The following is a 15,392-nucleotide window of genomic DNA, read 5'->3' as shown; positions in this document are numbered from 1 at the left end:
GGTGAAGCAAAAATCAGCCTATGCCAGCAACACCCCATCTGCAACAATTTTTGTCGTAACAAATACCCCAGTTTTTACGACAGCACTAGTGGCACACGAGAAAAAGAACTTCCCGGGGTGTCGAAAAAACGAGGTAACTTGAGTACCGAAATACGAAAAATACCTGGGTCTAGTAGCCCTGCATGCGCTAAGCTACTATCCAACTGTTACTGAGTTTTACGTTTCCACGTATGTACGTTTTCTCACTGTGTAAGGATCACGCATGAAACTTCGCAACGTCGTCGTTGCCGCCGCTGCCATCAGCACACTGGCGCTGACACCTGTCTCCGGTATCGCACAGACCGCCCCGCAGACTGGTATCGCCCAGAACACCCCGCAAGAACCAGCAGGCACACCTAAGATCCCTGCGGGCACCGTCCGCGAGGAAATCCTTCCAGCAGAATTCGAAGACGAATCCTGGCGTACCGTCATCGCCGACAAGGGTGACCGCGTACAGGAAGTTACCGTGCACTCCCCTTCCATGGACCGCGACATCCCCGTCGTCACCATCAAGGCTGATGAGTCGGCTGGCCCACGCCCAACCCTGTACCTACTCAATGGTGCTGGCGGTGGCGAACAGTCCGCCAACTGGATCGCACAGACCGACGCGGTTGATTTCTACCTGGAGAAAAACATCAACGTCGTGATCCCTATGCGCGGCGCGTTTTCCTATTACACGGACTGGAACGAAACCCCAGCTGACAGCAAATACCTCACAGGACCACAGAAGTGGGAAACCTTCCTGATTAACGAGCTGCCTGGACCAATCGAGGAATACCTGGGCGCAAACGGGAAACGCGGCATCGCTGGTATGTCGATGTCTGCCACCAGTTCGCTGCTGCTGGCAGCACACAATCCAGGCATGTTCGCTGCCACCGGCTCCTTTTCTGGTTGCGCAGAAACCAACTCCCCTATGGGACGCGCTGCCGTTGGTTTGACCGTCAACCGCGCGAACGCACACCCAGACCAGATCTGGGGCCCAATGGGTTCGCAACGCGCATTGGAAAACGATGCCCTCCTACAGGCTGAGTTCCTGCGCGGCACCGAAATTTACGTATCCAATGCCACGGGCTTGATTGGCGAGCGTGAAACCGCACAAGGCTTGCGCGAAAAGGGCATCCCAGAACAAGCTTTGTCCGCCAACCAGGCCAACTTGGCTATCGCCGGTGGTGGCATCGAGGCCGTCACCAACGCCTGCACCCACCGTCTCGTCGCCAAGCTCAACCACCTGGGCATTCCGGTAGACCACCACAAGCCAGCGACCGGCGTTCACACCTGGTCCTACTGGCAGGATGACCTGCGTAATTCCTGGCCAACCTTCGCCCGTGCATTCGGCATCACCGAATAAAAAGTCGCCGAATAAGGACGAGTAGAAAACGGCTCACTAGACCACAGCCGCCAAGCAGCACTGAATCCGGCCCAACCCGGAAGTTTTGCCGCTGGTAGCTGTGGTTTTCGCTGTGCTGCGGTCTTTTCAAGGCTTCGGGCGCAGGCTGCACCGCCCCCGCTTTTCGTTCAGCACACAGTACGCAGCACCCTCCGCGCATCGCGTGCCATCTGCTCTGCCCTAAACTAGTGGCATGTCCACCATGCTTGTCACCGGCGGGGCCGGGTTCATCGGCGCCAATTTCGTGCACCTGACCCGGACGCTTTACCCAGACATTCACCTCATCGTGCTGGATAAACTGACCTATTCCGGCAACCGCGCCAATCTGAATGACGCCGACTGCGAACTTATCGTTGGCGATATCGCGGACGCAGCGCTCGTCGACAAGCTGGTGCAACGAGCCGATACCGTGGTGCATTTTGCTGCCGAGTCTCACAACGATAATTCCCTACGCGATCCCTCGCCCTTTGTGCACACCAACCTCGTCGGCACGTATTGCCTGCTCGAGGCAGTGCGGAAATACGATAAGCGTTTCCACCACATCTCCACTGACGAGGTTTTTGGCGATCTCGCTCTGGATTCCGACGAGCTGTTCTCCGAGGACACCGCCTACCGGCCTTCCAGTCCATATTCTGCGACAAAAGCAGGCTCCGACCACCTCGTTCGCGCCTGGGTGCGTTCCTTCGGCATCCGCGCCACGATCTCGAACTGCTCCAATAATTATGGCGCCTACCAGCACATCGAGAAGTTCATTCCGCGGCAAATCACCAACATTCTATCCGGCCGCACGCCGAAACTTTATGGCAGCGGCGCGCAGGTGCGGGATTGGATTCATGTCGACGACCACAACCGAGCCGTACACGCAATCCTGCAGCGCGGCCGGATCGGCGAGACCTACAATATTGGCGCCCACGGCGAAGCTAGCAACCTCTCGGTCATCCAACTCATTTGCGAGCTTATGGAACCCGACGGTGCCACTGGCTTTGCACACGTCGCCGACCGCCCCGGACACGACCAACGCTATGCCATCAATCCCACAAAAATCACCACCGAACTGGGCTGGACACCGGAATACACGGATTTGCGGGCCGGGCTAGAGCGCACTATCGACTGGTACCGCACACATGAAAACTGGTGGCGAGATGCCAAAGAAGCAGTGGAAAACAACTACGCAAAGCGAGGGCAATAACCAGTGTCAGAACACATGGGGCAGGGTTCGAAAGACAATCAAGCACGGGTGCAGGACACCGCTATCGAGGGCCTGCTGATAATTAAGCTCGATGTGCATAAGGATGCCCGCGGCTGGTTTAAAGAGAACTGGCAGCGGCAGGCTTTCGTCGCTGCCGGGCTACCCGATTTTGGCCCGGTACAAAATAATATTTCGTTTAACGAAAAAGCCGGTGTCACCCGCGGTTTACACGCTGAACCCTGGGATAAATTCGTGTCTGCGGCCACCGGTGCTGTCTTCGGCGCGTGGTGTGACCTGCGGGAGGGCTCGCCGACGTTTGGTGCGACCGTCACCCACCAGATCGAGCCAGATACTGCCGTGTTCGTTCCGCGCGGCGTCGCCAATGGCTTCCAATCTCTGCACGACGCCACCAGCTACACATACCTGGTCAACGACCATTACTCTCCCGATGCCGACTACACCAGCGTCAACCTGGACATGATCGACTGGCCGCTGGAACCAAGCGAGATTTCCGACAAAGATCGACAGCATCCGCAGCTTGCCGACGCCACCCCGATGCCGCCCCGGAAAATCTTGGTGACCGGCGCCAACGGTCAACTCGGTAGGGCTTTGCGCTCCATTCTGCATAACCGCACCAACGTCGAATTCTGCACACACGAAGAATTCGACATCACCGCTCCCCCGGCCCGAGATTGGCGACAATACCAAGCGATCATTAATACTGCTGCCTATAACGAAGTCAACGGTGCCGAAACCGATCGTGCGGGTGCCTGGGCCGTCAACGCCGACGCCCCAGCCAAGCTCGCGGCCATCGCCACTGAGCACAACCTGACACTGGTGCACGTGTCCTCGGATTATATTTTCGACGGCCAGCACGAAATCCACACAGAAGACGAAACCGCCTCGCCACTTTCTGCCTATGGTGCCAGCAAAGCCGCCGGCGATACCGCAGCGCAAGCCACCCCACGGCATTACGTCATCCGTACTTCTTGGGTCTTTGGCGACGGCACCAACTTCGTTTCTACAATGGCTGCACTTGCTCGCGACGGCAAACAGCCCAAGGTGGTGTGCGACCAGCGCGGACGCCCCACCTACGCCCAGGACCTAGCCCGCGGCATTGTGCATTTACTAGACACCAGCGCCCCCTATGGCGTGTACAACGTGAGTTCGGATGGCGATACTGCTTCCCGCGATGAGATCGCCATGGCCGTCTTCATTGCCTGTGGCAACGATCCCGCTGACGTCACGCCTGTCACCAGCCAAGAATACGGAGGCGACCAGGCCCGACGCCCGGCAGAATCGACCTTGGACCTGAGCAAGATCAAAGCCACAGGCTTTCAGCCCAGCAATTGGCGGGCCAGCCTCGCGCTGTATCTGGCTTAGCCGGACCCGATCCGGCCAGGCCGCAGAAAGTTAACTCTGCGATCTGGCAACATAGGTGGCTATGAAAGGCATCATCCTCGCCGGCGGTTCCGGCACGCGGCTGTACCCCATTACACAGGGCATTTCGAAGCAGCTCATGCCGATCTACGACAAACCGATGATCTATTATCCCTTATCGACACTGATCCAGGCCGGGATTCGCGAAGTCCTCATCATCACCACCCCGCAGGATGCGCCTGCTTTTCAGCGTCTGCTCGGCGACGGCTCGCAGTGGGGTTTAATGCTGGACTATGCGATCCAGCCCCGACCAGAGGGACTCGCCCAGGCATTTTTGATCGGCGAAGATTTCATTGGTGACGACGACGTCGCTTTGGTACTCGGCGATAATATATTTGATGGCCACGGATTTTCCGGCGCGCTTCCCCAATGCCATAACCCGCAAGGGGGAATTATTTTCGCCTACGAAGTCGCTGATCCGCAGCGCTACGGCGTCGTCGAATTTTCCCCTGCAGGTCGAGCGTTGTCTATCGAAGAAAAACCGGACCACCCGGCCTCGTCATATGCGGTCGTCGGCCTGTATTTTTATGACAATTCTGTCATCGAGATCGCTAAATCCATCACGCCGTCGGCACGCGGCGAGTTAGAGATCACCGCGATCAACGAGGAATACCTCAATCGGGGGCAATTATCCGTGCAGCGGATGCAACGCGGCGATGTGTGGTTAGACACAGGAACTGTGGATTCTATGTCCGAAGCCGCAGCGTACGTAGAGGTTTTGCAAAAACGCACCGGTGCCATCATCGGTTCACCGGAAGTTTCTGCCTACCGTGAGGGATTTATTAGCGCACAAGCGTTGTTGGACCTAGCGCAACCATTAATCAAATCTGGCTATGGCTCTTATTTAGAACGTGCAGCCAGGGAAGATTAATGTGCTCGCAGGCCCAACCCGCCTGTCAGTTCCCGATAGACGAAGGTTGACATGTCCTCTTCACGTAACGCTTTCCAGCGCAAGCCCGCGCTGCTCTGGACGTTAATCGCCCTGGTAGTGGCGCTGGCCGTGCTCATTGTTGTCGCCGTGGTGCGCTCTGGCGACGACGATTCTCCGAGTGCAAGTGACCAGGATGCGGTCCATGGCCCACAAGCCCCAGATTCAGCTAATTCTGGCTCTGCTAGTAAGGGCTCTGCTAATTCTGGCTCCGACGCTGCTTCCCATAACGGCGAATATTCCCCAGAAAAAGCCCGCGAACTCGCCGAAAAAGTAGAACCCGGAACCAATTTCGCACAACCAAAGTCCCCGGATGCCACCATCATCGGACCTGGTAAAGAGATCACCTCGAACGACGACATCCTGAATGTGCACCGTCGTAATGCCGAAGATCCGTTCGCGATGGGCGCGCTTGACGCCCCCGTCGTGCTCTCCGAGTTCTCGGACTTTGAATGCCCCTTCTGCACCCGTTTTGCGGTAGAGACGGCGCCGAAACTGAAGGAAAAATTCGTCGATACCGGCTTGCTGCGTATCGAATGGAATGACTTGCCAGTCAATGGACCACACGCGGAAACTGGTGCACAAGCCGGACGTGCCGCAGGTAAACAAGGAAAGTTCTACGAGTTCCACGACGTTCTGTACAACAACACCTACGACAATCAATCCGGTGGCCACCCAGGCTATGACCTGGACGACTACCTACGCTTTGCCGAAGAAGCTGGCATCAAAGATTTAGAGCAATTCCGCTCGGAAATCGAAAACGAACAGTACCGCGATGTAGTGCGCCAAGCGTTGCACTACGCGTCGTCGATCGGTATGCGTGGTACCCCGGCATTCATCGTCGGCGACCGATTCATTTCCGGTGCACAACCCTACGAAGTTTTCGAAGACGAGATCTACCGCCAATTGGCGAAGGTCGCTGATGGCACTGTTCCTCGCCCCGAATCCCAGTAGGAAGGTAGGCCCGATACATGATTGAGGTAGGTCTGTTCGGTGCACTGCTTGCTGGTGTACTGTCACTCATCAGCCCATGCTCAGCGCTTTTGCTGCCAGCATTTTTTGCTTATGCTTTTGATTCACTGCGCCACTTGGTCTTCAAAACCCTGATCTTTTTGGCCGGGCTGGTCACGGTTCTGGTGCCCATCGGCGCCGGTGTCGGCAGTATTGGCGCATTCATGGTTGATCATCGCTCGACAATCATCCTGGTCGGCGGAATCATCATCATTGCACTGGGTATCTACACGTTCTTCGGCGGCGGATTCAGCCTGCCGTTTTCCAACTTGTCATCGAAGGCCAAAGGGTCTGGCCCCGGCGCGGTGTTTTTCTTGGGCGCGGTTTATGGCTTCGCCGGTTTTTGCGCGGGTCCTCTGCTGGGCGCTGTGCTGACCACCGCCGCGGTTTCCGCCTCTGTCTGGTATGGTGCAGCGATCATGGCAGCATATGCCGTCGGCATGGCCATCCCACTGTTCATCCTGGCGCTATTGTGGGAAAAGCTGGACCTGGGTTCCAAGATGCGCCCGAAACCAATCACAATCGGCCCGTTCACCACGCACTTGGTGTCCATGATTTCCGGTGCGCTGTTCATCGCCATCGGTGTGCTGTTTATCATCAGCCACGGCACCTCGGCCTGGGGTGGGCCGCTGAGTACCGATGCCCAGGCACGTGTCCAGGAATGGGCCATGCAGTTCGCAAACTTGTCTGACCTCACGTTGGCTATCATCGCCATCGTGGTGCTCATCGTCATCGTGTTGTTCGTGGGGCTACGGAAAAAAGACGACCAGCACGACAAACATGACAAGCACGAAAAAGACGCCAGCAACACTGAATCTTCAGCTGCTGACGCCTCTCAATAAGCGTCCTCTGGACGCGATTTCGTGATTACGCGATTGCGGCTACGACTTAATTCTTAGTAGCCGCGCTCGATGTATTCATCCAAGTGGGAGAATTCCTCTCCCACGGTGGTGAAATCACCATGCCCTGGCATGACAGTGGTCTCGTTCGGCAGGGTAAATACCTTGGATTTCAGCGACTCAATGATGGTCCCGAAATCCGAGTACTTCTTGTCGGTTGCACCCGGACCACCCGAAAACAGGGTGTCACCGGCAAAGATTTTTGCTTCGTCTTCGCAGTACAACACGCAGGAACCTGGCGAGTGTCCCGGGGTGTGCAGAACCTTCAGCGTGCTGCCTTCTACGTCGAAGGTGTCCCCGTCGGCAAGACGGGCGAATGAACGATCGCCGTTGGCTTCTTCCCACAGCATCTCGTCATCTGGGTGCATATACATTTCCACCCCGAAATGATCCGCCACCTGCGGGGCAATATCGACGTGGTCGCTGTGACCATGCGTCAAAATAATGCCTTTGACGTTGCGGTTTTCCACGGCACCGACGATGGTATCGAATTCATGCGAAGGGTCGATGATCCAGCAATCCTGGTCGCCGACGATGAAGACGTTGTTGTCGACGTCCCATTCATTGCCGTCGAGTTTGAACTTTCCAGAAGTCACTAGATGGTCAATACGCATGTGTGTTACACCTCTACTACGCTGCGCAGGACTTTGCCTGCCTTCATGGTTGCGAATGCTTTCTCTACATCATTCAGGGTAATGCGTTCGTCAACGAATTTGTCCAGTGGGAAGCGTCCCTGCTTAGCCAAATCAGCGTACAACGGGAAGTCACGCTCTGGCAGGCAATCGCCGTACCAGGATGGCTTCAACGCGCCACCGCGAGAGAAGAAGTCAATAGCTGGGATCTCGAATTTCGCATCCGGCCCAGGAACGCCCACCATGACCATGCGTCCGGCAAGATCGCGGGAGTAGAAAGCCTGTCGGGTGGTAGCTGGGATACCTACACCATCGATGGTGACATCGGGACCAAAACCATCGGTGAGCTCGCGGACTGCTTCGATAACTTCTTCTTCCGACTTGCCACTGGCATCGACCGTGTGGGTTGCACCGAATTCTTCGCGGGCACGCTCGAGCTTCTGCGCATCCAGGTCCACCGCAATGATTGTGCGTGCGCCCACCAAGCTGGCACCGGCGATAGCTGCCATGCCGACGCCACCGACGCCGAAGACAGCGACGGATTCACCACGAGTAACTTCACCGGTATTCACGGCCGCACCGAGGCCGGCCATGACGCCGCAGCCCAGCAAGCCAGAAGCAGCCGCGTCGGCGTCCGAATCAATAACGGTGCACTGTCCTTCGTGTACCAGTGTCTTTTCCGCCAAAGCGCCGATACCCAAAGCTGCGGTGAGCTCGGTGCCGTCGGCAAGCGTCATTGGCTTAGAAGCATTGTGGGTATCGAAGCAGTAACGTGGCTGGCCCTTCTTGCAGGCCCGGCATTCGCCGCACACAGCGCGCCAGTTCAGTACGACGGTGTCGCCAACTTTGACGTGGGAAACTTCGCTGCCGACGGATTCGACGACTGCAGTAGCTTCGTGGCCCAACAGAAATGGGTAAGCATCTTCAATATCGCCATCGCGGTAAGCCAAATCGGTATGGCAGATACCACAAGTTTTCACGGCAACAACGACGTCATGTTCGCCGGGAGCAGGGATGACAATGTCGACGGTTTCGACTTCTGCACCCTTCGAACGCGCAATGACGCCTTTCACGGTTTGCTGGGATTGGCCAGCAGAGGTGTTGTTCTGGTCTTCTATAAGAGCTTCACTATGTGTCATGCCAACAATCTTACCTGCGTTTGTTGTTCCGTCACTAATCGGAATCTGCCGCATCCATTCGGCGTCGCCCCCCCAATCCCCCTGGCCTGCAATCTGTAACGAATTATCACTAATGTGGCGATAGTTGTAATGTAATTTTCCAAGCAGAAACTATTATCCTGGCCACTAATTGGATCCCCCGCAACCACCTGGTCCTCACTGAGCCTCAGCGTGCGCCATGGATATCTGTATTAATCCCGACAAGCTGATTATTAAAGGTGTGATTTTGTGTCTTTGCGCGACCGGCTGGAATACCTCGCCACCAATGGCAAAGGGCTAGCAAAGCTCGTTCCCGCTCTGTGGAAGTCCGGCATCATCGCACCGCAACAGGGTATATCCGCGCTTGTGCACAGCCCTGGCATTCTCGCCCGCTATTGGCTAACCACCGCCCGTGAGATCGAGCAAGCAGCCCTAGTGTCCCCGGACCGCACCGCTCTTATCGACGACGACGGTGCCCTTAGCTACCGCGACCTGCAAACGCAGAGCAAAAATTTTGCTCGGTACCTGCACCAACTGCCCGTCGAGGAGATCCGCTTGGGCATCATGGCCCGCAATGGTCGTGGTATCGTCACCCCATTGATCTCCAAGGGATACGCGGGCGCGACGCTATTTTTGCTCAATATCGGTTCCTCGCCAGAACAGCTTGCCGGGTGCATCGAAGAAAATGACATAAACGTGCTTGTCATCGACAGTGAGTTTGCGGATCGTCTGCCAGCAGCTGGTTCTGCTGCCGCAGACGGCCTACACGTCGTCATCGCCCACGAAGGTGGTGAGGAAACCGGCGAGCACCCAGTATTATCTGAGATCGTTCGCCGCCGCACCGATGTGAAACTGCCACGCTTTCCCAAGCACGGCAATATCGTGCTCATGTCGTCCGGCACTACCGGAGTACCCAAGGGCATTGCCCGCCCAGAACCAAAACTCCCCACAGTCTTGACGACGATCCTGGATGCCATCCCTTGGGAAGCCGGCCAAAACGTGCAGATGACTGCCTCGATCTTCCACACCTGGGGCTGGGCAATGCTCAATATCGCCTTTGCGCTGCGTTCGACTGTCATCACCCGCCGGATTTTCGACGCCGAGGCCTGCCTGAACGACATCCAGGAACACCGCTGTGAAGTGCTGATTTCCTCACCCGTGTTTTATAAATCGATGGTTGCTCTCGACAACACCTGGGATTATGACGCTTCGTCACTCAACGTCATCGCTTCCTCCGGCCACGCGCTAACTCCCCAGGTGGCAGCGGATACCATCGAACGATTCGGCCCCATCCTGGCCAATATTTACGGTTCCACAGAACTCACCTTGGCCAGTGCTGCAACCGCGCAACAAGTCGCAGAAAATCCCACGATCGGTGGATCCGTTGCCAACGGCACTCTGTTGAAAATCTTGGATGACAACGGCAAGGAAGTTCCACGCGGAAAAGTCGGCAAAGTCTACTTGCGCAATGCGACGACGATGGTGGGTTATACCAACCCAAAGCACAAGCTAGACCGCGTCGGTATCCTGCAGTCCATCGGAGACCTCGGCTACATCGACAGCAACGGCATGCTGCATGTTCTGGGTCGTGCCGACGAAATGATCATCGTCGGCGGCGAAAACGTCTACCCATCGTCGGTGGATAACGTGCTCGATACCATGCCTGGCGTTGCTGATCACTATTCCAAGGGTGTCGACGACGACGAGACGTTTAGCCGCATTGCAGCATGGATCGTAAAAGATCCAGACGGGCCGGAAATTTCTGCCGACGATGTCCGCGAATGGGTGCGCACCCGTTTAGCGGAGCATTCCGTGCCGCGCGACGTGCATTTTGTTGATGAGCTGCCACGTAACGCCACCGGCAAGGTTATTCCACGCCAGCTGTCGGCTTAAAACCCACTCACTGCTAGTAACAGGGCGTCGCCGGTGATAATGGGGTTTGCTAGCTAACTCTATTGGCTAGAGGTTTCTGCTTGCTATAGCGGGCTCTTCCAGCATGGTCGCGGCCCGTACCAAGCCCACACTGCGGAGCCACAGTGCAGTTTCCAGACTGCAATTTTCAGACTGCGTTTTACAGTGTGCGTTTTACAATATAAGCCAGTTTTGCACTGTCGTTTTAGGAGTCGAAAGGCACTACGGTGGCCGTCGGCATAACCCCCCGGACTCAATCAAACCTTCAGCAGACCCCCAATTGTGCACTGAGGGAAAGAGCAATCATAGTCATATATGTCTCCGCCGAACTCCTCTTCTTGGGACTAATCTTCGCAGCGTTGCAATCAAGAAGTAAGGAATATCACAGACGTTAGGTTTGCACACTCCAGCGGTAGGTAGTCCCGTGAACGCCCCAGCCTCCTTCGCGCACAATTAGCCCAGCCCCCTGGAGCTTATCGAGCGCATATCTCAACTGCCCCTGACTCAAACCTGTGGTGCGCAGCAGTTCATCAAAATTCTGTTTTGGCTTGAGTTCTAGTGCGCGGGCTATTGTTGGCGCATTCTTGGTGATCTTTGCTAGAATTGTTTCCCCTTTTTCCACACGGGGCGCTTGATTCTCACTGTGCGCCCCTAGAGTGAAAGTCTTATTATCACTCTCGATGAAGCCACGCTTCTTCAAACCATGCATGAGTTTTTCCGCCTCGGCCACGGTTATGGGCGAAAACTCATTGAGGATCCTGGACAAATGCCAGCTTTCCCCTTTTCGTAGTCCCACTAGCAGGTGCTTTTCGACGGCGGTAAGGCCATCTCCTCCAATACTGCGCAGCCACTCCAACTCTGCTTCGCTGAAAACTGAGGCACCATAGAGAATCGCAGTGAACTGCACACCAGTATCAATGAGTTGAGGTTTTGCCAACAGTGCCTGACGGGTTTGCCTCAATACTTCTTGGATACCAGCGCCTTCACCTTCGATGACACTGTAGTCGGCTTCGGTGCGAACTCGTTTAGCAATGTCATAAAGGCGGGGATTTACTGCGTTCTTGGAAAGAGTTGCACTCTCTAACTGTTTGACTGAGACTCCCCGAAGTCCGCCCGGATTAGAGATGACGAGGCGATCGTCGCGAAGCCTAATCTCCACCCATTTTCCATCAGAATTGGGGCTAAGATCACGGTGCACCAAGGCATTTGCGATTAGCTCACGGACGGCAGGCAACGGGTAGACGCTCTCCTTGCGCATGTTTCCACTGGAGTCGTAAACATTCCGCGTCGGCGCATTCTGTTTTACCCACGCCAGTGCAGATTCGAGCAGGTCAGGAAGAGGGCCTTCAAAGTCCTGCATATTCCTGGTACGCACACTGCTGCCTTCGCGCGGCAATTGCACTGCAGTTGTAATACGCAGCTGTGGAGCCTTACCCTGCGGATACTCGCCCAGGGCGTAGATTCCGGCCAGCGTGAGTTCTCCCTTTACCGTCACGATATTGAGAGTTTCAAGCAGTTCTTGGTCATCAATTTTCTTGGACAAGATGCGGCTTCCCGCGCGCGCAGCCTCGAGGAAACTCTTTACCCGAACAGAGTCTAAGTCTCGGGTTGAAGAGTTCAAGACTGGGACCACATCGAACTGGAAGTTCTCAGAATGAGAAAGCTTCTGGATCTCAACGAGTGCGAGATCAGCATCGTTCATTTCGTAGTCTCCATCGGATTGCCGCAGGTAGGCAACACCTCGATAGTGCGCCGGACGGTTTTGCAACGGCACTGGATTGACCTGTGCCACAAGCACCTGCTTACCCTCTAGAGTGAAAGTCTCACACTCGATCATAGGGGCCGGTTTCACACTGTTACGAGTCTGACTAATGATCGCTTCTTCAAGCGCTGCCGCATCCGCAACGCCGACGACTTCAAAGTCGCGACTTTCATCGACACCTAGGATAATTGTGCCCCCACTAGGCATATTGGCAAACGAACATGTTGTTTCTGGCAGGTTTCCCGGCAATTCACTAGCGCGTTTGACTTCGATGTCTGTGGAGTCACGATGCAAACGCCGAAGCTCAGCTAGTTGCTCAGTCAAACTCTCCAGAGTCCAATTCATACTCTTGAGTGTAACAGTGCAACTAGAGAGTTGCACTGTTACTTTTCCCAGTGGCCTTTATTGGCGCGACCTGCTGATTATCAGAATAGAGGGGGTCTAATCTAACAATGAATCCCGCAATTGTGGATTCCTTGGTGGAATAGCAGGCGGCTTATTCCACCAGTCTGTAGCGCCGCGACCGGCCACCACCCACAGCGATAACTCGCTCCTCATCCACTAATCCATCAACACATGCCTTGGCTGTTCCCCGAGAAACTCCACACATCGCCATCAAGTCACTGGTAGCCAGGGCCCCAACTTCACTCAGCCACAGCATCGCCGCGTTGGTTAGTTCAACTTGGTCTGTGGACAGATATCGAACTGGAGAAAACGGTGAAGGATCGACCTTACGCAAAATCTCGCGACAAGCAGTGCCGAGCAACCACACGCCATCGTGCGCGATAATCAAGGGTGCTCCAGCAACCGTAGTTTGACGCGCCGCTTCTAACGCATTTCGTGCCGCTTCTTTACCCGATTGCAGACCGCGCGCAACTACGTCAATCGTTATGAACGGTCTCTGAAACAGAAGATAAAGGACAATCGCGATCCGATAATCGTCCTGGCGCGCTTCCGGAACTATCGACGAAACCAATTCCAACACCGGCAGCACCGGACGGCCACCTACTAGGGTCGTTTCTACAAACGGCCCTGCGATTTCCTCGATCGTTGGTGGGCGGTGACCAAGTGCGATCATGGCTTGATACATGCGATCCACGCCAACGCCTTGCTTGTCCACCAACCCCAGCGCACGATACAGGTCAGCGAGGGCGGGATAGCGAGCAGCACGGTTGCTAAGAACGTTTTCACTGGTGATTGCAGCAGGGAAGCCACCAGGACTGCGGACGATGAGTGTGCTATCGAGTTCAATCCAGCGCACATCAATTGGCTCGCTTCGATTCCAGTCGCGGTGAATCATAGCGTTGAGCATGGCTTCACGAACCGCCAGGCGCGGAATCTCAGGTACTGGTTTGTGGACGAAGCCTTCCACCACGGTGTTGTTCTTATTCACTACATTCAGCGCCTGTTCCAGATAATCCAGCTGTTCCAGGCAAGACTTCTCCGGTTCCGGCACCACTCTGTTCAGCACTTGGCCTCCGTGCACATCAAAGATGCTGAGCTCGATCGCAGTGCGGTCGAGGGAGGTGAAAAGCAGCTTTCCGGCCTGCGACAGGAATCCTTCGGCATCCAGCGCGCCAATTCCACGCAAGAGTTCTTCATCGGTAAGTTCTGCGAATGCGGGATCCCATTTTCGGGCCAGGGCAAGCGCAGCAGGGCGGGCGTCGCCCAGCGTAGCGGTGGTGACCTGCGCCATTGGGTCAAATCCGGATTGAGCTCGCTGATATTCCCACCATTCCGCTCGATCAACAGGCCGGCAGGAGTCACCAACCCGCCACCGCAGTCGACCCGAAGTGTCTTCGACTGGTTCCGCCGCGGCCGCCACATAGATGGCAAGAACCCGCTGGCCAAGCACGCGCTTTTCGACGACATCAGGCGCCACATCAATTCGGGTGAAGATACCTTGACGCAGCCAATCGATGTCTAGCTCAGTGCCAATAATCCGGCCCGTCTTGTCCTCGATTCCCACGATCAACGCGCCACCGCCGGGCGTGTTTGCCATGCAGGCGACTTCGTCCGCCAACTTATCAGCAGCCTCAGGATTCTCCGGCTTGCCGGGCTCAATCTGCGGACCATTGCGACGGCCGGATTCTTCCTTGAAGTCAACCGACTGCGTCTCTTTGGTTTTCTGCACTCGCCCGTCGGCAGCCGAGGCCAAGATGGAGTCAACTTGAGCAATAAGTTGCTCGCGACGGTCCTCCATGTTCGGCAAGCTCAGAGTCACGACACATCACCACCTGGGAATTATTAGAATAGGGACCCTCTATTCTAACAATAAATTGGCGCTCGGCGGGTTTAGTGGTGAATTAGGGCTTGACTCCTTCACTTCCAAGTTCGCATGAATTGTCAATGTTAAGATGCTACCGAACGCCCCAGTGTTGCCTCTGCTTCTGAGCATGCACCTGGGGCTCTCGACTTCTGACCCAGACAGCGTGGGTGTCTATTGGGACAATTCCAGAGCCTTACCTGCTAGTGGAATAATTTGCTTTCCGAGATGAACCAAGGCCGGTTCTGAAATCTTCTGTAGGAGGAAAGCGATCGCCTTGGAAACGCCGCTCTTCCGATGGACCTCGACAACCTCTTCAGCAGCCGTTTCGTAGCCACTCTGTTTCAAGATGTCAACAATGTTCTGCAATTCAGTCGGCAATGATTCCAAACCACTTTGCGTCATCTGCACATTGTCACCTTGATTGAACTGCACATTTTGACCATTCACGTTGATCATTGAAGAGGTATTCAAATTTGGACGAATCAATTCAGCCACTGAAGTTCCACTTTCAACAAGGTCTTCCCCCTCGGCAGTCGCTTGGATCCGTAACATGGGGCCACCCCAAGTTCCAATACCTGCGACCAATTCCCTTGCTTTCAGCCACTGCAGCGCAGAATCCACATCCTCTGGACTAATTTCGAGAAAACTACGGCTCATGGAATCTTCAATATCCGGCTGATCCAAACCTGCACTATCTCGCTCGACCACGAGCCGCAAAATTGCATCCCGCAACTTTACTTTTGAAATGTTCATTGTTTTCCTTTCGAG

General features: G+C 55.4%; 12 protein-coding genes. 7 read left to right on the top strand and 5 right to left on the bottom strand.

Annotated features, from left to right (window positions below; genetic code table 11):
* Nucleotides 1–262 precede the first annotated feature (262 nt).
* The 6 genes from B142_RS0108570 to B142_RS0108545 all read left to right on the top strand — a co-directional run bounded on the left by B142_RS0108570 (nucleotide 263) and on the right by B142_RS0108545 (nucleotide 6,836).
* A complete protein-coding gene (locus tag B142_RS0108570; protein ID WP_018121134.1) occupies nucleotides 263–1,387 on the top strand; it encodes an alpha/beta hydrolase in 1,125 nt (374 codons plus the stop codon).
* 232 nt (nucleotides 1,388–1,619) lie between these two features.
* Nucleotides 1,620–2,615: a dTDP-glucose 4,6-dehydratase gene (gene rfbB / locus B142_RS0108565; RefSeq protein WP_026167993.1), complete on the top strand. Its 996-nt coding sequence runs from the start codon at nucleotides 1,620–1,622 to the stop codon at nucleotides 2,613–2,615.
* Nucleotides 2,616–2,630: 15 nt separating this feature from the next.
* Nucleotides 2,631–3,998 (top strand): dTDP-4-dehydrorhamnose reductase, encoded by a 1,368-nt coding sequence (gene rfbD / locus B142_RS0108560; RefSeq protein ID WP_018121132.1) that lies wholly within the window; start codon nucleotides 2,631–2,633, stop codon nucleotides 3,996–3,998.
* A gap of 61 nt (nucleotides 3,999–4,059) precedes the next feature.
* Entirely contained in the window at nucleotides 4,060–4,926 is an 867-nt protein-coding gene (rfbA, locus tag B142_RS0108555; RefSeq protein ID WP_018121131.1) for a glucose-1-phosphate thymidylyltransferase RfbA, read from the top strand.
* A 51-nt stretch (nucleotides 4,927–4,977) separates the two neighbouring features.
* Nucleotides 4,978–5,937 carry a DsbA family protein gene (locus B142_RS12370; RefSeq protein WP_018121130.1) on the top strand — a complete coding sequence of 320 codons (960 nt, stop codon included), beginning with the start codon at nucleotides 4,978–4,980 and terminating at the stop codon, nucleotides 5,935–5,937.
* A gap of 17 nt (nucleotides 5,938–5,954) precedes the next feature.
* Entirely contained in the window at nucleotides 5,955–6,836 is an 882-nt protein-coding gene (locus B142_RS0108545) for a cytochrome c biogenesis CcdA family protein (RefSeq protein WP_018121129.1), read from the top strand.
* Nucleotides 6,837–6,889: 53 nt separating this feature from the next.
* Here B142_RS0108545 and B142_RS0108540 read toward each other — a convergent pair whose 3' ends face one another.
* Nucleotides 6,890–7,507 (bottom strand): MBL fold metallo-hydrolase, encoded by a 618-nt coding sequence (locus B142_RS0108540; protein ID WP_018121128.1) that lies wholly within the window; start codon nucleotides 7,505–7,507, stop codon nucleotides 6,890–6,892.
* A gap of 5 nt (nucleotides 7,508–7,512) precedes the next feature.
* Entirely contained in the window at nucleotides 7,513–8,664 is a 1,152-nt protein-coding gene (locus B142_RS0108535) for an S-(hydroxymethyl)mycothiol dehydrogenase (protein WP_018121127.1), read from the bottom strand.
* A gap of 267 nt (nucleotides 8,665–8,931) precedes the next feature.
* Between B142_RS0108535 and B142_RS0108530 the strand changes: the two genes are divergently transcribed.
* Nucleotides 8,932–10,575, top strand: coding sequence for an AMP-binding protein (locus B142_RS0108530; protein ID WP_018121126.1), 1,644 nt, complete (start codon nucleotides 8,932–8,934; stop codon nucleotides 10,573–10,575).
* Between the two features lie 409 nt (nucleotides 10,576–10,984).
* On the opposite strand, the gene B142_RS0108525 is transcribed toward B142_RS0108530, so the two are convergent.
* From B142_RS0108525 to B142_RS0108515, 3 genes are all read right to left on the bottom strand, one after another.
* The gene (locus tag B142_RS0108525) at nucleotides 10,985–12,700 is read right to left on the bottom strand and encodes an RNA-binding domain-containing protein (RefSeq protein ID WP_026167990.1); all 1,716 of its coding nucleotides are present in this window, start codon (nucleotides 12,698–12,700) and stop codon (nucleotides 10,985–10,987) included.
* 151 nt (nucleotides 12,701–12,851) lie between these two features.
* Nucleotides 12,852–14,579, bottom strand: a complete 1,728-nt coding sequence (locus B142_RS0108520; RefSeq protein ID WP_026167989.1) for a DUF5635 domain-containing protein — start codon at nucleotides 14,577–14,579, stop codon at nucleotides 12,852–12,854.
* A 216-nt stretch (nucleotides 14,580–14,795) separates the two neighbouring features.
* A complete protein-coding gene (locus B142_RS0108515; RefSeq protein ID WP_018121123.1) occupies nucleotides 14,796–15,377 on the bottom strand; it encodes a hypothetical protein in 582 nt (193 codons plus the stop codon).
* Nucleotides 15,378–15,392 lie beyond the last annotated feature (15 nt).

The sequence above is a fragment of the Corynebacterium propinquum DSM 44285 genome, from assembly GCF_000375525.1.
Lineage (GTDB): Bacteria > Actinomycetota > Actinomycetes > Mycobacteriales > Mycobacteriaceae > Corynebacterium > Corynebacterium propinquum.
This window is presented reverse-complemented; position numbering and strand designations above follow the sequence as displayed.